The organism is Chryseobacterium sp. SC28 (assembly GCF_003932955.1).
Classification (GTDB): domain Bacteria; phylum Bacteroidota; class Bacteroidia; order Flavobacteriales; family Weeksellaceae; genus Epilithonimonas.
In genome coordinates this window covers 38,280-57,439 of the sequence record NZ_QOVY01000008.1, presented here as the reverse complement: position 1 = coordinate 57,439, position 19,160 = coordinate 38,280, and the positions used below count along the sequence as shown (strand labels likewise).

The window sequence follows — 19,160 nt, the reverse complement described above, 5'->3', positions numbered from 1 at the left end:
TTGAGGATTTCATTCTGTGACTCAACCCATAGCCCCGATGGCAGCGGCATCCTTTTTTGTTTTTTGGTGTTAAACTTTCAATCGAACTGAGAAACGTTCTAAAAACAAAAAAGATATAGCGGACAGCGGGATCAAGCTCCCAAAAAATATTAAAGTCTCCAAACGAAACAATAAAATTTAGTGTTTAAAGATAATACTTTTTGTTTATTGAATCTGATGTTCTGTGGACTTAAACCCGATTTTTTTGAGTCCGTTTCTCACTTCGGGTGCATTCATGAAGAGATTCCAGAGCAGTCCGGTGCGATAATTCTCGATCATCGGCGCGATAGTTCCCTGATCGATAGCCAGATAGCGTGGCGTAAACCAGTCGTCAAAATGGATAGACGTTGCATCATAAGGACCTGCACTTCCGACAAATTTTGGTTTTTCTTCGTATAAAAATCTCAGGAAAGCCATCGATTCTTTTGGGGTATAGGGCATAGAGCTGAGCGCGCCAGTCGGCACAATCACGCCCAAATCTTCTTTTATTGGTTGGTGAGCGGCATAACCGACGGAACCATCTTTGTTCCTCGTGTAGCCGGCTGTAAGTCCCCAATATTTTTCTGAATATCCTTTGTATTTGAAGGGATTTTCCAGACAATATTTGTAATCTATCAGGACTTGATTTCGGTTGAGATCCCAATAATTTTTCACGTATTGATCTGAAAGTCCACGCGGATCTAAACCTAAATATGAGTATTGGGACCAGAATAATGGACCGCCAAATTCTTCTGCATAATTGTGTTTGACGTAAAGAGGCAATCCGTATTTGGTTTTGTCTGTCGTATAAGTGCCATTTCGTGTCCACCCTTTGTTATAGGTTTCGGAATCGATGGAATAATCTGGGGATGAGGCTGCCAGAACGTAGGTAATCAGGCATTCGTTGTAGCCTTCGAGCGGGAAATTCATTTCCCAGCCATAGGTTGGCGACCAATGCCAGTAGAGCACTTTTTGTCCGCCTTTGGTGTACCAATTCCATTCGACACCTTTCCAAAGTTGATCCATTTTGGCAGCGAGTGCTTTTTCTTCGGCATTTCCGTTTTTGAAATATTCTCGAACGCAGATGATTCCTTGGGTAAGGAATGCAGTTTCTACGAGGTCTCCGCCATTATCTTTCTTGCCAAAAGGGACTACTTTGCCGGTTTCGCCATTCATCCAATGCGGCCACGCACCGTGGAAACGGTCTGCTTTGCTAAGAAAATCGGCGATGTGATTTAATCTTTTCACTGCTTCGGCACGGGGGATAAATTTCCTATCGACCCCAACCAGAATGGTCATTAATCCAAAGCCCGATCCGCCCGTGGTAACCACGTGCTTATCGTTTTGCGGATAAATATTATCTTCGTGATAGCGCTCTCTTCCCAGCATTGAATGGAGTTCTGCAAAGTCCCAGAAGTATTTGAGGGCGTCGCTTTGGACTTTGTCCATCAGTTGCGTGTCCGTTAGTTTTTTCGTTGTGGATTCAGAATCTTTCTGTGCTTGCTGCGAACCTTGATAATTCTTGCAAGAAATTAACAGGCTAACAGCAATGAACGATAGTCTAAAAATATTTTTCATAGAATTTTTAAGTTAAATTAAAAGCCATATGTTGAGGAATGGAATCCTAATTTTACCAAACCTTGTCTTACGTCGGGTGCATTCATAAAGAGATTCCACAGAAATTGGGTTTTACCGTTTTCGATCATTGGTGCTATGGTGCCTTGATCTATGGCCAAATATCTGGGCGTCACCCAATTGTATTGAATGGAATAGGCGTCGTAAGGACCGGCCACACCGATATACTTGGAATAATTTTCATTGTAAAGAAATCTCAGAAAATTCATACTTTCCGTTGGTGTGTAGGGCATGTCGGATATCGCTGCCGTGGGCGAAATTACGCCCAAATCGTTATTGGGCTGATGGGCAGCATAACCTGTGGTTCCATCTGCATTTCGGGAGTAGCTGGCTGTGAGACCCCAACTTTTGGCATTATAGCCTGAGAATCCTTTTGGATTGGTGACACAATATTGATACATAATTTTGGCGTGATTGGTAGTAACGTCGCCATAATTGACATAGTCGTCATAAAGGCCTTTGGGGTTGAGACCAAGAAATGAATAATGCGACCAAAACATGGGACCGACCGTTCCCGATGCACCGTTATGGTTGACGATGAGCGGAATACCATATTGCGTACCCGACGATTTGATGCCTCCGTTTCTTGCCCATCCATTTTGGTAAACCGATTTGGGAATTGAATAATTGGGAGATGCTGCGGCCAGTACATAAGTGATTAAGGTTTCGTCGAAGCCTTGCAATTTCATATTCATATCAAAATTGTAGGTAGGAGACCAGTGCCAGTACAAGACATTCTGGCCTTGTGTGTACCAATTCCATTCTATGCCTTTCCACAGTTCGTCAGCTTTTTGAGCTAATGCTAATTCTGAAGCGTTGGTGGAGTTTTTGAAAAACTCTCTCACGCAGATTAGACCTTGCGCCAGGAAAGCCGTTTCTACCAGATCTCCTCCGTTATCTTTGGTGCTGAATGGGATGACGTTGCCGTTGGTACCATTCATCCAATGTGGCCAGGCACCGTGAAATCGGTTGGCATTTTGTAAAAAATTAAGCGCGGTCGTCAATCTGGAAACGGCTTCCGGCTGGGCAACATAACCGTTCTTGATTCCCACCAAAATGGTCATCAATCCGAAGCCTGAGCCGCCTGTGGTGACGGTATTGGCATCATTATTAGGATCATCTGTGTGGTATCTTTCTCGGGCAAGTTTGGAATCGGTTTGTGCGAAGTCCCAAAAGTATTTGAGGGCATCTTTCTGCACCATTTCGGTGATCTGGGCGTCTGTGTAAACGGTTGCCGGCTCCTCAGGTGGATTTACCAAAATATCATTTGGATCCCAATTGCTGTCGTTTGAACAATTGTATAACAAGAAGACAACCGATGCTAAAATTATATTTTTCAAAATACTTGCTTTTGTGTATTGATTTGGATGTTATGAAAAACACTTTATGAACAAGCCATAAAGTGTTTTCATTATTAACTAAATATTGGTACTAATTATTGCATAGTGGCGCTTATTTCTGCAGCGTCCAGAGCTTTATCGTAAATCCTCAATTCATCGATGAGACTAAGGTCTGACAAGTGACTCCAGTATGTAAATGAAGGCGCTCCGGAAGCAATCGTGATTGTAGAACTTGAAGAAAAATCAAAAGTGGTGTAGGTTGCAGTTCTTTGCAGTACACCGTTGAAATAAATTTTAGATTCTGTGGGCGAAACAGTAACACCCACGTGTACCCAATTGCCGTCAACAGGTAAATTACCCCCGTCGTTCCAAGACTCGCCTCCGCCTGTACCAACATTCATTTTGATGGTTTGCGAACTTGCACTACCTTCTCTGAACAATCTAAGACCTCCATTTCGGTTCTCATCGGTGTTGTCTGAGTTATCATTGATAGTAATAATACCAGCCCGATCTGGTGTAGCATTTATCTTATACCAAAAAGTAAAACTTATTCCATCTGAACTATATAATCCACTAAGTGGGAACGTAAGATATGAATCTGTCGCACCTTGGTAAGCAGCACCGGATTTACCGTCTGCAATAGTCGATGGATTACCAACAACTGTAGGATTAGCCCCACTTAACAACTCAGTAAATACGTTGCCTGCGAAGAAAGGAAGATAAAATTTTTCGCCATACAAAGCAGTATATTTATTGTCAATATTAAATGCTACTGTTTTTGTGGAAGTCTTACCTGTAAGATCTTTAGCATTGACTGTAAAGGTGTGATTACCTAAACCCAAGTTTTTGGTATAAATATCGGCATAGTTTCTATAATCTACAAAACTATTATAGGATTTCTGAAATGTGCCATCTACAAGAATTTCAATATAAGCAATTTCAATATCATCAGAAACTTTAAAATCAAAATTGAAATCTGTAGTGACATCGGTAAAAGGAATAGTAACATTTCCCGCTGGACTATTTATGGTGATAACAGGCGCCGCCACATCCTCTCCCGGTGCGACATGACTAATATCATCGATATATCCGTCTGAACAAGCTATCGATACTGTTAATAAAATAACAGCAGCAAGAGTTAATTTTATTATATTTTTCATTGTATTTATGTCTATTGATTACTTTCTAATGCTTGGATTTTTTCTATCTGAGCTAATGGATAAGGCAAGAATTGTTTATCCATACTGAAGGTTCTGCCGTCATAGCTCAATGCTGCAGTATTACCTAGTCTTACCATATCGTAATACCGAATACCCCATTCCAATCCTAATTCTGCATATTTTTCGTCCATTACCTGATCAGCCGTTACCGATGCCAAGCTGGATAGTCCTGCTCTATTTCTTACGGTATTTACGGCAGCCACAGCAGTTCCTGCAGATGGATTAGCTCCTCTTGCGACAGCTTCGGCATACATCAATAAAATTTCTGAATACCGCATTATAATGTAATTTTTATTAGAACCATAATCATTTCGGCCAGGAATTAACTGATTTGAAGGCAAATAATGCTTACCACTAAAGAATAATGCTCTTGCGGAATTATTAATCACATCATTACTTGGTGTAACATTGGAAACCCATGATGGTAAAGTTGCAAAGTTTGGATCTTCTTTTATCTTCGCAATGCCGTCTGGCGTAAACAACACGCTGGTTACCAAACGTTTTTGCTCATTTCGGGCAAGCATGAATTTGATATATTTCAGGCTTGGTTCATAGAATCCCCATCCTGCATTAGCTCCTGAAACAGCAGGTGTCCAACTTGTAGGACCATAAAAATCCCACAGGTGTTTGACGTTATTTCCTGTACCCACTCCAAAATCGGAATATTGAATCTCGAGCAAGTTCTCATTGGCTAATTTACCGGGTATTTTAAACAAATTATAATAATCATCTGTCAGCGAAAACTTATTAGAATTGATAATTATACCTGTCGCGTCTGCCACGGCCTGATAGTTTTTCAGTTCCAGATTTGCCATAGCTTTTATGGCAAGAGCTGTATATTTGGTGACACCGCCTTTTATATCTGTGCGCTGGTTTGGCCTCATATCTGGCAGATTGGGTATTGCCTCATCCATTTGGGCAGAAACCCAGTTCATCACATCATCTTTTGACCGGAGGGTCAATTGACTTTGATCTAAAACTTCCATGACAATAACTTTACCCCAAACCCTGGAAATTTCTAAGGTATAGAAAGCTCTTAGGGTTTTGCATTCTGAGATATATTGATCTATCAATTGCGAATTGACCCCGCCCGCTCTGAATTTTTCCAATTCATTCATCTGAGCCGTTACTTGTACTATTCTTTGGTACCAAATTTCCCATAGTGAGTTGTACATCCAATAACTGCGGTCGTAAGAATAATTATCAGTGTCGGTAAAAGGTGCTTGATCTCCTTTTCCACCTGCATTAACATCATCTCCTCGTACTGAGATCAAAGGAATCTGTTCCCAGCCGATGCCTGTATCGCCGTTGTCAGCTGCTCTTTTACCAGATAAAGTTGCATAAGCACCCATCACAGCACCTTTCGCACCTTCTGCACTGGTGTAGTCATAACTATTACCAGCATCAAGTTCCATTGGTTCATCCAGTTTGCTGTCGCATCCCGTCAAACCTATAATACTAACAAGCAAAATTGCTTTTATATATATTAATTTTTTCATTGTCTTTTATTTTAAATATGTTAAAATTTTATGCTGTACCCGATAGACACTACAGACGGCGTAGGATAAAGATCCAAATTAACACCATCATTATTAACCTCTGGGTTCATCAAGTTTTTACTTCTTGTCCACATATACGGTCTATCCGCTGTGAGCGAAAATCTCATTTCTGGAACGCCGTCAGTTTTCAAGGTATAACCTACCTGGATATTTTGGATCCTGAAGAAATCACCTTTTTGCAACCAGAAGTCGGAAAGTTTTTGATTGTTCCAACTTTGACGGTAACCTTCGGAAGAAACATACTCATTGGTAGTTCCTTCTCCGTGCCAACGGTTGATTGCAAAATCTGCGTCCACGTTTCTTCCTGTGGTTCTGATAACCTCTGCACGGGCTCTATTAAGAATTACGTTACCTCCTTGCCCATAAAATGCTACTGAAAGGTCCCACGTTTTATAATTTACGGCAATGGATCCTCCATAATAATAAGTTGGAACCGGAGCACCAAGATATGTTCTGTCACTATCATCAATCTTTCCATCTCCATTCAAATCTTTATATTTGAAATAACCTGGTTTTACCGTTCCTGCACCCTGATTGGTGTTGGCATAAACTGCTGTTGGATCTGCATTGACTTCTGCTTGATTTTGATAAACGCCATCGAGCTCATAGCCATAAAACACATCAATTGGCTGGCCGACTACTAAACGCTGAGGAAAATCTCCCGATCCTCTTGCGATAAATGCCTGACCGTACAAATCTGTAATTTCATTTTCAACATGGCTAAAATTCCCACTGATGCTGTAACCCCAATCTTCGCCTATTTTGTCTCTCCAGCCGGCCGAAATTTCGTAGCCTCTATTTCTCATGGTTCCAACATTTTTATAGCTTACTTCGCTACCTATTGTCGGGAATACGGGAATCACCAAACTTTTGGTGTCTTTTATGAAATAGTCTCCCTCTAAGGTCAATCGTCTATTTAAAAATTCTGTAGATAAGCCGATGTTGGTCTCTTCCGTATATTCCCGTCGCACATCATCCTGATAAGTGGTAAACTGAAAAGCCGGAACGAAAGTGTCTGCAAATACAGAATTAACCGGGAATGCCGTGCTTGGTCTGCTTGCGTTAATTCCGTCATTAGCTAATTTACCCCATCCACCTCTAATTTTCAAAAGATTGAGCCAACTTACATTTTTCAAAAATGATTCTTCAGAAAGAACCCAACTCACGCCCACAGCAGGAAGGTTAATAGTTTTTTGATTTGGGAATTTATTTGAACCCTCATTTCTAAGTGTTCCATAAACAATGTATCGGTCTTTAAATTTGTATGATAATCTTCCAAAGTAAGAGGTTCTGTAATATCTATATGGAGCACCTTCCGAGGTAAACCTTCCGGCCTCAGCAGTGTTATTGATGTACCAAGTGCTTTTATTATCTCGGGAAAACAAACTTCCCTCGAAGAAATTACCTTTCATAGTCAAATACTTGAAAGATTGGTCAGCAAAAGATGTTCCTGCCATTGCAGTAATATCGTGCTCCCCGAAAGATCGGTTCCAAGTAAGTGTATTATCCCAGATGTAATCTTCGTAAGTGGCATTATTACGCGTAATCGTAGAGTTATCTAATGTTCTTTGGAAACCTTTCTCACTATTAACAAAGTATGGCAACTCCATCAGACGCTCATCTATATTTCTGTTGTTATAAGAAAGTGTTGTTTTAAAAATTAATTCCTTTGGCAGTAAACTAACTTCTGCGTAAGCATTAAAATTGGTGGATCGTTGAATACCAAGTTTATCCACGTTATCCATTAAAGCAAATGGGTTATCGTGACCTCTGTATCCTAAAATTTGAGCATCCGCGTATGGGCGAACGGTGGCTTCCGTAAACAAGGGATCAAAGACAGGCATTACCGGAACGGCATAATAGATTTGGGACCAAGCCGAAGATTCGTCATCATATTTTTCACCCCGGGTGTAATTAATAACCGCTCCAACATTTAACCAGTCGGTGGCTTTGGCATCAATTTTCGCTCTGACATTAAATCTTTCATAGCCGTTCTTCATATCTAGAATACCATCTTGGGAAAAAAAGTTACCTCCTAATGAATAAGCAACCTTTTCAGAACCACCATCTACCGACAGACTATGACTTTGGATGGGAGCGATTCTCAATGCCTCATCATACCAATCGGTATTGACGTTGGGAAGATTGGGATTGGTTCTGCTTCTGCCATATCTTGCAATAGCTGCTGCAATCGCATCAATTTCAAACTGGGAACCAGATTCCAGAGCAAAATTTGTAAATTGCTCTGTATTAGCCATTTTTGTTACATTATTAGCATATTGCGCTCCATAATATGTATCGTAAGAAATTTTTGCCTTTCTGTTGTAGTTGCCTCCTTTTGTTGTAATGACCACAACCCCATTAGCAGCCAAAACACCATAAATTGAAGCCGCCGAGGCATCTTTTAAAATGGTAAAATCCTGAATATCATTGGGATTCAAGAATTCGATATTATTTACAAAAAGTCCATCTACAACGTATAAAGGCTGATTATCTCCCTGCAAGGAGTGAATACCTCTAATATTCATCTTTGGCGATTCTCCCGGAGACCCGTTTGCAACAATCTGTACACCGGCTACTTTGCCTTGCAAAGATTGTGTTGCTTGTCCTGAAGGCGTTTTCACAATATCTGCAGCTTTTACCGTAGTAATAGCGCTCGTAAGATCTACTTTTTTTGCAGATCCATATCCAATCACAACCACCTCGTCAATTTTTTGCTCTTGGGTTACGGTGTCCTGTGTGGATTGGGCATGCAAATTGCCAGCGTAATAGAGTGCAGCAATAAGCAATGGTAATTTCACATAATTTTTTCTCATAATATTCTTAAGTATTATTTTCGTAGTCCTAAATATATATATTTTTTTAACATCGCGTTAATTTTTATTAACAAATGTTTAATATACTGAATATCAGTCCGAAAAATTTCATTATTAACTTATTATTCAGCAAATAGCTTCTTAAAGATTCCCCGATTTTTGGCGCAATATTTGCGTTTTTAGTAAAATTGAAAAAATATTGAGCGAGGCAGCTCTCAAAAAACTCCAAATACCTTATTAAATTGTGGAATTATGAATACCAACAGACTATCCTACCCAATGCAGCAAGCCCTCATTAAACAAATGACCAAAGAAGCGCATGCGGCGCAAATTTTCCTTTCGTATGGCTGCTGGGCCGATGGGGAAGGCTATGGCGGCATTGCCAATTTCCTCTACCGACACGCGCAAGAAGAACGAAACCATATGACCAAATTGATGCGCTATATCCTCGACCGAGGAGGCGTGCCGACAATAGAAGCTATTCCCGCACCACCGCAAAATCCACAAAATCTCACAGACGCTTTCAATAAAATTTTTGAACACGAAGTAGACAACACAACTGCCATTTATGAAATAGTCAATCTATCTTTAGAAGAAAAAGATTGGGCCACGTGGAATTTCATGCAATGGTTCGTAAAAGAACAAATTGAGGAGGAAAAACTGGCGTTGGAATTGATCGATAAATTAAAAATTGCAGGAGGAGACAATGCCACAGACGAATCCCTTTTTGCTTTGGATAAAGCTCTGGAAGAAGCGCCCGACAGCGTCTCTTTGCCTCAAGAAGCGACGGCGGATAAGCCCTCATAAGAATAAAATAAATATCACTAACTTTGATCTCCGTTTTTTTGCGGAGATTTTTTTCATTAATCAAATATATTAAAAAGAAAAATGGCCAATATCATAGAAAGCAACCACGATAACCCGGAAGAATTTTACAAATCACTGAAAGAAAAATTGGAACAGCAACATAATTTCCCCGAAGAGTACCTTTTCAAATTTATTGTTCGGGGCGATTCTGAAAAAGTTACCGAAATTATACGCATATTCGACGGTCTCAAATACACCTTATCCAATAGAGAAAGCTCGAAAGGAACCTACACGTCGGTCTCATTCCAATGCTTCGTGATGGATGCCGATCACGTGATAGAAATCTATCAGCAAGTAGCCAAAATAGAAAATGTGATGATGCTTTGATTATAATTGATGAGCGATAAATGATGAGCGATAAATGATGAGCGACAAATGAACATAAAAAAAATGGCGTTCCGCACTTGGACGCCTTTTTTTCGCAGCTCGGCTTATGAATTTTCAAGAATATAGCTGAACATCAAGGGCGCACAGATGGTTGCATCACTTTCAACAATGAACTTCGGAGTCTTGACATCCAGTTTCCCCCAAGTTATTTTTTCGTTTGGAACTGCGCCGGAGTACGATCCATACGAGGTTGTGGAATCGGAAATCTGACAGAAATAACTCCAAAACGGAATATCGTGCATCTCCATATCCTGATACAGCATCGGAACGACGCAGATGGGAAAGTCGCCCGCGATTCCGCCACCAATTTGGAAAAATCCAACGCCTTTGCCGCCGGAATTCTTTGGATACCAATCCGCCAAATAGGCCATATATTCGATGCCCGATTTCATTGTAGAAAACTTCAAATCACCTTTGATACAATAGGATGTGAAAATATTACCCATCGTAGAATCTTCCCATCCAGGAACAACGATTGGGAGATTTTTCTCTGCCGCAGCAATCATCCAAGAATTTTCTCGCGGGATCTCGTAATATTGTTCCAGAACGCCGGACAGAACCATCTTGTACATATACTCGTGCGGAAAATATCGTTCTCCTTTTTCATCAGCATCTTTCCAGATTTCGTAGATATGTTTCTGCAATCTTCGGAAGGCTTCTTCCTCCGGGATGCAGGTATCAGTCACTCGATTTAGTCCTTTTTCCAACAATTCCCACTCTTCCTGAGGCGTCAGATCTCTGTAATGCGGCACCCTTTCGTAGTGAGAATGCGCTACCAGATTCATCAAATCCTCCTCGAGGTTGGCGCCGGTGCAAGAAATGAAATCCACTTTGCCTTGGCGAATTATCTCTGCCAGAATCTTTCCTAATTCTGCGGTGGACATAGCGCCGGCCAGCGTGATCATCATTTTTCCGCCATCCTTCAAATGCGCTACATAAGCTTTGGAAGCATCTACCAAGGTGGCAGCATTGAAGTGCAGATAATATTTTTCTATGAACTCAGTAATCGGTTTGCTCATTATTTTTAAGTTTCTGCAAAGATAAGGATTTGTTTCAATGATGGAAGGGCGAGGACAAAGGCTTTTTCGAAATATCCGCGTTTGTGGGTGTAGCACATTCCCATTGCCCAAATACAACTTCCAACTTCCATCATATTTCACTACTTTTGCACATTCAAATAAAATACAGACAACAAATGCTTTCGGTTCAGGGATTAGGATTACATCACGCAGGAAATTATCTTTTCAAAGACACCAATTTTACAATCAAAAAAGGAGACAAAATCGGATTGGTGGGGAAAAACGGAGCCGGAAAATCCACACTTCTAAAAATACTTTCCGGAGAGATCGCTTTCTATGAAGGTTCCGTCATCCCCGAAGGCAACATCACCATCGGTTTCCTAAAACAAGATCTCGATTTCGTAAAAGGAAGAACCGTCTGGGACGAGACGATGCAGGCTTTTGAAAAAATCAATGCATTGAAAAATGAATTGGAGGATGTCAACCATCAGCTGGCAACCCGAACCGATTACGAAAGTGATGCTTACAGCGATCTCATTCACAAGATGACGGACCTCAACGACCTCTTGATGAACCACGATGCGTATAATCTGGAAGGCGATGTGGAGAAAATTCTCTTTGGATTGGGTTTCAAAGCCGATGATTTTCACAAAATAACCGACGAATTTTCGGGAGGCTGGAGGATGAGAATCGAACTTGCCAAACTACTCCTTCAGCAAAACGATTTGATGCTGCTGGATGAGCCGACCAATCACCTCGATATGGAATCCATCATCTGGCTGGAGGATTTTCTCAAGGATTATCAAGGATCAATGTTGCTGGTGAGCCACGATAAGCAGTTTATGACCGCCACTTGCAACCGAACTTTTGATATCAACAACAAAAAAATCGACGACTACAAAGCCAACTATTCCAAATATCTGGAACTGAGAAAAGACAGAAAGGAAAAACTCATCCAAGCGAAAAAAAATCAGGATGCGGAGATCAAACATACCGAGGAACTCATCAATAAATTCCGCGCGAGCGCTTCCAAAGCCTCGTTTGCGCAATCCTTGATCAAAAAATTGGACAAAGTAGAACGCATAGAAGTGGAGAATGAAGATGTTTCCAAATTCAATATTCGCTTTCAGCCTGGTATTACGCCGGGAAAAGTGATTTTCGAAGCACAAAATCTCGGGAAAGCTTATGGTAACAAGCAGATTTTTGATCACGTAGATTTCTTTGTAGAACGTGGCGACCGAATCGCACTTCTGGGCCAAAACGGGCAGGGAAAAACCACATTGGCCAAAATTCTCGCCGGGGACATCACCGATTATTCGGGCACTTGGAACTTGGGCCACAACGTCAACATCGGCTATTTTGCTCAGAATCAGGAAGAAGTTTTGACGCCGGACAAAACCGTTTTGCAAGAAGCGGAAGACAGCGCGACAGAGGAAACCAGACCGCGCGTGCGCGATTTGCTGGGCTCTTTCCTTTTCACGGGCGACGATGTCACGAAGAAAACCAAAGTCCTTTCCGGAGGCGAAAGGAACCGCTTGGCGCTTTGTAAACTGTTGCTACGCCCGTTCAACACGTTGATTATGGATGAGCCAACGAACCACTTGGACATCCAATCGAAGGAAATTATCAAGCTGGCTCTCCAGAAGTTCGAAGGTACCTTGATCGTGATCTCGCACGACCGCGAGTTTCTGCAAGGATTGACGGACAAGATTTTCGAATTCCGAGACGGAAAGATGAAAGAATTCCTAGGAACCATCGACGAATATTTGGAATACCGCCAAAAAGAAAGCATCCGAGAGATCTCTGCCGAGAAAGCCAAATTGCATCAGGAAGAAATTCCCGAAGCGAAAAAAGTTAAAGTTCCGGAGCAAATCAAGCGGCAAGAATCAAATATCATTGTGAGTAAAGAGCAAAAAAATATCCAAAACAAAATCAAAAAAATAGAAGAAAAAATCTCGGAACTGGAACTGAAAATCGAGGCATTCGAAAGTTCGTTTACCAAAGAAAATCCTTCGGAACAGGTTTTGGAATCGTACAATAAAACGAAAGAAGAATTGGATCTCACTTTGCAGGAATGGGAATTCTTGGGAACTCAGTTGGAAATCTAAAAAAATGCTGAAAGTTCTCGGAATCCAATAGATCTGATTGCGAAAAGAATCAAAATATACCCAGAACCGTTCTATTAATCGTCTTCTTCGGCACCGCTCCAATGGTTTTCATCGAAGGAAATACTGTCGAGAGCCAGCAATTCTGCTTCTCGTTCCACCGTTTCCCGTAATGTAAATGTGACCATATTTTCCTTTTTTTCTTTGGCAAGTTTTCGGGTCATTGCTTTATCGATCGTCATAAAACGCTTGCCCATCCGTCGGGCCGTGTATCTTCGCATTCCGGATTCTGCTAGCACGTCCACTGCCATATCGACGGCGGTTCCCAGAGTTTCGCGGTAAATATTATCAACATTTTTCTTGATAAACTGGTAGGCATCTATGCGGTTTTTGGCTCGCACAAAGATCTTGATATGAGGATAATTCTCTTTGACGTAATCCACCAGCAGCTTATTTTTTTCCGGATCATCGAGACAGAGAACGAGCAGATCGGCATCCTCGATACCGGCCGAACGCAGCAATGCCGGCTTCGTGGCATCGCCATAATAGACATTGAAGCCGTTGGCTCGCAACAGGGCAACACGCTCGGGATCGTTATCCAAAACTGTAGCCCGTACGCCGTTGGATTTCAGCAATCTACCCACCGTACTGCCAAAATATCCGAACCCGACGATGATGATCTTGCGCTGCTTAATGATTCCCAACTCTGCTTTTCCTTCCTCGGAATCATCTTTTATAAAATGCTTGTCCAGAACTTTCTCTTTAAAGATCAAGAGCAATGGCGAGATGCACATCGTAATGGCCACAATCGCCATCAATTCCGAATTGGCCTGATAATCTATTAGATATAAGCTGGCAGAGAAATTTATCAAAACAAAAGCAAACTCTCCGACTTGCGACAGCGCAAAAGCGAGGAATAAACTCTGCTCTGTATTCATTTTATAATACTTTCCGATGCCAAATAACACGATGGCCTTGATTGCTAAAACGACAAACGCTGCCGCAAAAATAAAAAACGGTTTGGAAGCAATGACGTCAAAATTGATAGTAGCGCCCACGCTCACAAAAAAAACGGCCAGCAACAAACCTTTGAATGGATCTATATTGCTTTCCAACTCGTGCCGAAACTCGCTGTTGGCAAGCATCACACCTGCGATGAAAGCGCCCAAGGCCGGACTCAATCCAATCGAGATCATCAGTTCTGAAACTCCGATGACGAGGAATAATGAGGCCGCGGTGAGGAGTTCATTGAGGCCGGATTTTGAAACAAACCTGAGAAATGGAACGAAGATATACCGCCCGAGCAGAATTAAGATCAATATCGCACCGATGACGGTATAAGGCTGCAGCCATTCCGGGATGTAGTGCAGCAAAACTTTTTCTTGATCGGCCTGCGCCAAGGCATTTTTGGATTTTGAGAAAAAAGGTAAAAGTGCCAAAATAGGAATGACCGCAATGTCTTGGAAAAGCAGGATAGAAAAGGATGATTCACCACTTACGGTTCGGAAAAGATTCTTCTCCTTTAAGGTTTGCAAGACGATTGCTGTGGACGACATTGCAAAACAAAGCGCAATGATAATGGATTTTTGCAACCCAAAACCGGCGATATAAAAAACAATTAAAATCCCGACGATACTCAGCAGCATTTGGCTCAATCCCAATCCTAGAATCCTTTTTCTGATTTGCCAGAGTTTCTGCGGTTCCAGCTCCAGACCTACCAAAAACAAAAGCATAATCACGCCCAATTCCGAAGCGTGCATAATATCTTGTGCGTCTTCGCCCGTCAATTGTAAGCAAAAAGGACCGATTAAAATGCCGCCTAAAAGATATCCAATCACGGAGCTCAAACCCAGTTTTTTCCCAAGCGGCACCAAAATAATGGCAACGCCTAAGAAAATAAGAATCGTCATTGCAATCGAATTTTCCGTCATTCTATTTTCAAAATTTCTGATAATTCTTCACAATACACATCGAGTTGCTTCTCATTCAGGGTGTCGGCATTATAAACAATGAATGTTTTTTTCAACTCGATGTTGTTCACATCGAGCGCCACACGCAATCCCGTGAGCAACTCTTCGACACAGGTTTTATATTTGCCTTCCTTGCTATAATTGCTCCGGCTACCGCCAACGCTTGTGACAATCAAAGCATCTTTTCCCGACAAGATATTGAATTCTCCTTCCGAGATCCAGCGCATATCGAAAACCTCGTCGATCCAAAGTTTGAGCAACGGTGGCATCCCAAACCAAATGATTGGGAAATGAAAAACAAGCCGGTCATAGTCCACAATCCTTTTGCGCTCCCGAAAAGTATGAATGTGAAAATCAGGATAATCCTCATACAAGTCGCGGAAAGTAATGTTGGCGCTATCTTCATAACAATCCAACAATCTTACATTAGTGGTAGAATGTTCTAAATAAGGATGCGCAAAAAGAACCAGTGTTTTTTTCAAAGAAATCTCGATTTTCGTAAATATAACGAATTTTTGAAATAAATCAAATTCTTAAGCCATCCGAGATTAAAATTATTTGCAGTTTGTAATTTGCTTAGCCTGATTGTTGTTGAGTGTCCAAAATTTTTATAAAATCTAACCAACCAGCATTTCAGTAAAAAAGTCACCATTCCTTTTATGAATTGTGACTTAATATTTGAATTAGTGATTTTTACCATCCACCAGAAGCGCCGCCGCCGCCGAAACTGCCGCCGCCGCCAAAGCCGCCGAAACCTCCGCTGCCACTGCTGCCTCCACCAAATCCTCCTCCACCGAAACTGCCCGGAAATGGGAAAAATCCGCCGCCGTATCTTCGTCTTCCTCGTCTGGAAAGCGTATAATCATCGCCGTCACCGTTGCCACCACCGTTTTTGTTGATAAAACCGATAAAAATAAAAATGATCAAAATGATCAAAAAAAGAACGCCAAAATTGACTTCGTTACCTTTATCCTGCTTCTTGACAATCGGTTTGAATTTCCCCTGCACAGCCTCCATTATTGCAGACGTCCCGCGGTCTATCCCTTTGTACCATTCGCCTTTTTTGAAGCTTGGCGCCACGAGATAATCCAAAATCTGCCCCGCAACGGCCGCCGTCAAATATTGCTCTACCGCGCGGCCTTGCTGGATGGCCATGGTGTGATCTTCTGTCGCTATCAGGAAAACGACGCCGTTATCTACTCCTTTTTGTCCAATTCCCCATTTTTCGCCATACATTGTTGCAAGATAGTTCACATCTTCGCCACCTGTTGTGGGCAGAATAATGACTTCGATTTCTGTAGAAGTAGAGTCCGAGAATTTGATAAGTTTCTGATTGAGAGCCTGTTCTTCGCTTTCCGATAGCAAATTGGCCTTGTCATAAACCGGATAAAGCACGGCCGGTTTTTCCGGAATATTCTGCGCCTTGATCGCGAAACCAAAGATCAGAAATATGGCAAACACAGACCGTTTAAGAGAAGCTGATATCATTGGATAGTTCATTGCTATTTTCTGTACCCACGGGGAAATATTTTTTAAGTTCGTAACCGGTTTTCAGGATGGCATTTTTGAGACCTTGGTAATAATTTCCTTTGGCAAATTCAGCGGTGATTTCGTCGTGCAGCGTGTCCCAAAATTCTTGTTGCACTTTCTTGTGAATGCCCTCGTCGCCGATGATGGTGAGATAATGGTGTTCAAAATTCACATAAAACAAAACGGCATTTCGTTCTTTGGTTTTGTGCATTTCCAAGGATTGGAAGATGCCGAAGGCTTTCTTGGCAAAATCTGTCTCCGCTGTCTCATCGATATGCACACGGATCTCTCCCGACGAGTGATCCTCGGCGAGTTTGATGGCCTCCACGAGGGAAGCCATCTCTGGATCTGTAAGATAATGCTTCATTATTCTGAGAAAACGCTCGGTGCTTTTTCTGCGCCCGCTTCAGATTTGAAGTATGGTTTTTCTTTGAAGTTTGTAAAATTCGCAATGATATTTCCCGGAAACTGTTTGATGCTCGTGTTGTATTTCCTGACCGCATCGTTGTAATAGACGGTCTCTGTACGAATGCTGTTTTCTATCGCGGTATATTCTCTTTGAAAATTGATGTATTGCTGATCTGCCTTGAGGTTGGGATAGCTTTCCACAACGGCCATCAATCGGCTGAGCGATCCGCTAAGTTCGCCTTGGGCTGCTTGAAACTTCGCCATATCAGCTTCTGTCATATTGGTTGGATCGATGTTGATAGAAGTAGCTTTTGATCTTGCTTCCACCACTTGTGTTAATGTTTCGGTTTCAAATTTTGCATAAGATTTCACGGTTCTTTCGAGATTTGGAATCAGATTGGCTCTTTTCTGATACGCTGTTTCCACATTGGACCACTTGGAGATGACCTCCTGCTCGCTTGCGGTGAAACTGTTGTAGGCGTTCTTGCCCCAAAAGAAAACGATTGCCGCCACGACTAGTACTACGACTCCGGCAACCAAACAACCTTTACCTTTCATATTTTTATGTTTTTTTAAATGTTAACGAACCAAATATACAAATTAAATATATCCAAAGAATTTATTTTTCAAAAAGCTTGGCTTCTTCCCACAGTTTGTCCATTTTTTCGAGGTTCAAATCGGAGAGATTTAGATTTTGTGATTTCGCAAGTTCTTCCATTTTTTGGAATCTGGAGATGAATTTGGAATTGGTTTTTTCTAAGGCTGTATCAGCATTTAGTCCGGAAATTCTGGCATAATTGATCAAAGAAAAAAAGACGTCGCCGAGTTCGTTTTCCTTCTTATCAACATCAGTTTCCGCGTGAAATTCCTCCAGCTCCTCTTCCACCTTCGCCCAAGCATCTTCCGCAGAATCAAATTCAAAACCTATTCCTTTTACTTTATCCTGAATTCTGTACGCTTTGATAATCGGCGGTAAACTCTTGGGAACACCTTCCAGAACGGATTTATTGCCTTCCTTAAGTTTCAGTTTTTCCCAGTTTTGCTTCACCGCTTCTTCGTCTTCTGCAACGGCATTCCCATAAATATGCGGGTGGCGGAAAATCAGTTTTTCGTTCAAAGAATTAATTACGTCAGCAATATCGAAACTCTCTTTCTCAGAACCGATTTTCGCATAAAAAACCAAATGCAGAAGCACATCGCCGAGTTCTTTTTTGACTTCCAAAAGGTCATTGTTCAATATGGCATCGGACAATTCGTAAGTTTCTTCCAACGTCAGATGGCGCAAACTTTCCAAGGTCTGTTTCCTGTCCCACGGGCATTTTCCCCGCAGATCGTCCATAATGTCGAGCAGCCTTCCAAATGCCTCCATTTTTTCCTGCCGTGAGTTCATAATTGATTAATGATAATTGATTAATGATAATTGATTATTAATTTTTCTTGGGCAGTTTTTCGCCTTCCACATCCATTTGTAACTTTGACCTTTGTCTTTCCAAGTCAATTTCCAACAACTGTCAACCATAAACTATCAACTAAATCAGTGTGACTTATTTTGCAACATTGGAACAAATTTGTAAACCCCAAATTCCTCTTTCTCAAACTGCGTATCCGAAATCTTCGTAAACCTGTAAAGAATCTGCTCATCGGTTTTTCCGAGTGGAATGACCATTTTTCCTCCGACTTTCAATTGTTTCAATAATTCGGTTGGTAGCATTTCTGCACCGCAAGTTACCAAGACTTTGTCAAAAGGCGCAAACGTTGGCAACCCCGCAAATCCATCGCCAAAACTCTGAAATTTGGGACGAATATCCAATTCTTTGAAAATCTTATGAGAAAAATCGAACAAATCTTTCTGGCGTTCAATGGTGTAAACCAAGGCTTTCATTTTGACCAGAACAGCCGTCTGATAACCGCAACCCGTTCCTATTTCCAAGATTTTTTCGCCTTCCTTTACTGCCAACAATTCGGTTTGCTCGGCAACGGTTGACGGATGAGAAATGGTCTGTTTCGCCGCAATCGGGAAAGCGCGATCTTCATAAGCATAATCCTCGAAAACGCTTTCTATAAAGAGATGTCTGGGAACTTCGTTCATTGCAGCCAACACCAAACTGTCGGCAATGCCAATTTTTTGGTGAAGATAATCCACCAACTGTTTTCTCTTGCCTTTATGAACGTAAGTATCTCTCATTATAGCTATTGGTTCTTTGGTAAAGAATGTGCAATTTCCGAAGGATAAATTTAAAATCCAAATAAGAATCATAATTTTCAACTTTTATTAAATATCTCTCT

At 41.5% G+C, this 19,160-nt stretch carries 17 protein-coding genes; 3 read left to right on the top strand and 14 right to left on the bottom strand.

Annotated elements, in window-relative coordinates; genetic code table 11:
• Positions 1-204: 204 nt before the first annotated feature.
• The 5 genes from DTW91_RS06515 to DTW91_RS06495 form a co-directional block, all read right to left on the bottom strand.
• Entirely contained in the window at positions 205-1,596 is a 1,392-nt protein-coding gene (locus DTW91_RS06515; protein WP_125202579.1) for a glucoamylase family protein, read from the bottom strand.
• Positions 1,597-1,613: 17 nt separating this feature from the next.
• Entirely contained in the window at positions 1,614-2,993 is a 1,380-nt protein-coding gene (locus tag DTW91_RS06510) for a glucoamylase family protein (RefSeq protein ID WP_228412677.1), read from the bottom strand.
• Between the two features lie 95 nt (positions 2,994-3,088).
• Complete coding sequence (locus tag DTW91_RS06505) at positions 3,089-4,153, bottom strand: LamG domain-containing protein (protein WP_125202577.1); 1,065 nt, start codon at positions 4,151-4,153, stop codon at positions 3,089-3,091.
• Positions 4,154-4,164: 11 nt separating this feature from the next.
• Positions 4,165-5,682, bottom strand: coding sequence for a RagB/SusD family nutrient uptake outer membrane protein (locus DTW91_RS06500; RefSeq protein WP_228412676.1), 1,518 nt, complete (start codon positions 5,680-5,682; stop codon positions 4,165-4,167).
• A 50-nt stretch (positions 5,683-5,732) separates the two neighbouring features.
• On the bottom strand, positions 5,733-8,588 hold the full coding sequence (locus tag DTW91_RS06495; RefSeq protein WP_125202575.1) for a SusC/RagA family TonB-linked outer membrane protein: 2,856 nt from the start codon (positions 8,586-8,588) through the stop codon (positions 5,733-5,735).
• A gap of 252 nt (positions 8,589-8,840) precedes the next feature.
• On the opposite strand from DTW91_RS06495, the gene DTW91_RS06490 reads away from it, so the two are divergent.
• Positions 8,841-9,395 carry a ferritin gene (locus DTW91_RS06490; RefSeq protein ID WP_125202574.1) on the top strand — a complete coding sequence of 185 codons (555 nt, stop codon included), beginning with the start codon at positions 8,841-8,843 and terminating at the stop codon, positions 9,393-9,395.
• A gap of 81 nt (positions 9,396-9,476) precedes the next feature.
• On the top strand, positions 9,477-9,782 hold the full coding sequence (locus DTW91_RS06485; protein ID WP_125202573.1) for a DUF493 family protein: 306 nt from the start codon (positions 9,477-9,479) through the stop codon (positions 9,780-9,782).
• Positions 9,783-9,886: 104 nt separating this feature from the next.
• On the opposite strand, the gene DTW91_RS06480 is transcribed toward DTW91_RS06485, so the two are convergent.
• Both DTW91_RS06480 and DTW91_RS12950 read right to left on the bottom strand, forming a co-directional pair.
• Entirely contained in the window at positions 9,887-10,861 is a 975-nt protein-coding gene (locus DTW91_RS06480) for a deoxyhypusine synthase family protein (RefSeq protein WP_125202572.1), read from the bottom strand.
• A gap of 5 nt (positions 10,862-10,866) precedes the next feature.
• Complete coding sequence (locus DTW91_RS12950) at positions 10,867-10,995, bottom strand: hypothetical protein (protein WP_262696665.1); 129 nt, start codon at positions 10,993-10,995, stop codon at positions 10,867-10,869.
• 42 nt (positions 10,996-11,037) lie between these two features.
• Between DTW91_RS12950 and DTW91_RS06475 the strand changes: the two genes are divergently transcribed.
• The gene (locus DTW91_RS06475) at positions 11,038-12,969 is read left to right on the top strand and encodes an ABC-F family ATP-binding cassette domain-containing protein (protein ID WP_125202571.1); all 1,932 of its coding nucleotides are present in this window, start codon (positions 11,038-11,040) and stop codon (positions 12,967-12,969) included.
• Positions 12,970-13,043: 74 nt separating this feature from the next.
• Here DTW91_RS06475 and DTW91_RS06470 read toward each other — a convergent pair whose 3' ends face one another.
• The 7 genes from DTW91_RS06470 to DTW91_RS06440 all read right to left on the bottom strand — a co-directional run bounded on the left by DTW91_RS06470 (position 13,044) and on the right by DTW91_RS06440 (position 19,059).
• Entirely contained in the window at positions 13,044-14,897 is a 1,854-nt protein-coding gene (locus DTW91_RS06470) for a monovalent cation:proton antiporter-2 (CPA2) family protein (RefSeq protein WP_125202570.1), read from the bottom strand.
• Positions 14,894-15,418 carry an NAD(P)H-dependent oxidoreductase gene (locus DTW91_RS06465; protein WP_125202569.1) on the bottom strand — a complete coding sequence of 175 codons (525 nt, stop codon included), beginning with the start codon at positions 15,416-15,418 and terminating at the stop codon, positions 14,894-14,896. The genes DTW91_RS06470 and DTW91_RS06465 overlap by 4 nt, the downstream gene beginning before the upstream one ends.
• A 211-nt stretch (positions 15,419-15,629) precedes the next feature.
• Entirely contained in the window at positions 15,630-16,424 is a 795-nt protein-coding gene (locus DTW91_RS06460) for a TPM domain-containing protein (protein ID WP_125202568.1), read from the bottom strand.
• Positions 16,405-16,836 (bottom strand): TPM domain-containing protein, encoded by a 432-nt coding sequence (locus DTW91_RS06455; RefSeq protein ID WP_125202567.1) that lies wholly within the window; start codon positions 16,834-16,836, stop codon positions 16,405-16,407. The genes DTW91_RS06460 and DTW91_RS06455 overlap by 20 nt, the downstream gene beginning before the upstream one ends.
• A complete protein-coding gene (locus DTW91_RS06450; RefSeq protein WP_125202566.1) occupies positions 16,833-17,432 on the bottom strand; it encodes a LemA family protein in 600 nt (199 codons plus the stop codon). The genes DTW91_RS06455 and DTW91_RS06450 overlap by 4 nt, the downstream gene beginning before the upstream one ends.
• Positions 17,433-17,493: 61 nt before the next feature.
• Complete coding sequence (mazG, locus tag DTW91_RS06445; RefSeq protein WP_125202565.1) at positions 17,494-18,264, bottom strand: nucleoside triphosphate pyrophosphohydrolase; 771 nt, start codon at positions 18,262-18,264, stop codon at positions 17,494-17,496.
• A gap of 144 nt (positions 18,265-18,408) precedes the next feature.
• Positions 18,409-19,059 carry a protein-L-isoaspartate(D-aspartate) O-methyltransferase gene (locus tag DTW91_RS06440; RefSeq protein WP_125202564.1) on the bottom strand — a complete coding sequence of 217 codons (651 nt, stop codon included), beginning with the start codon at positions 19,057-19,059 and terminating at the stop codon, positions 18,409-18,411.
• Positions 19,060-19,160 lie beyond the last annotated feature (101 nt).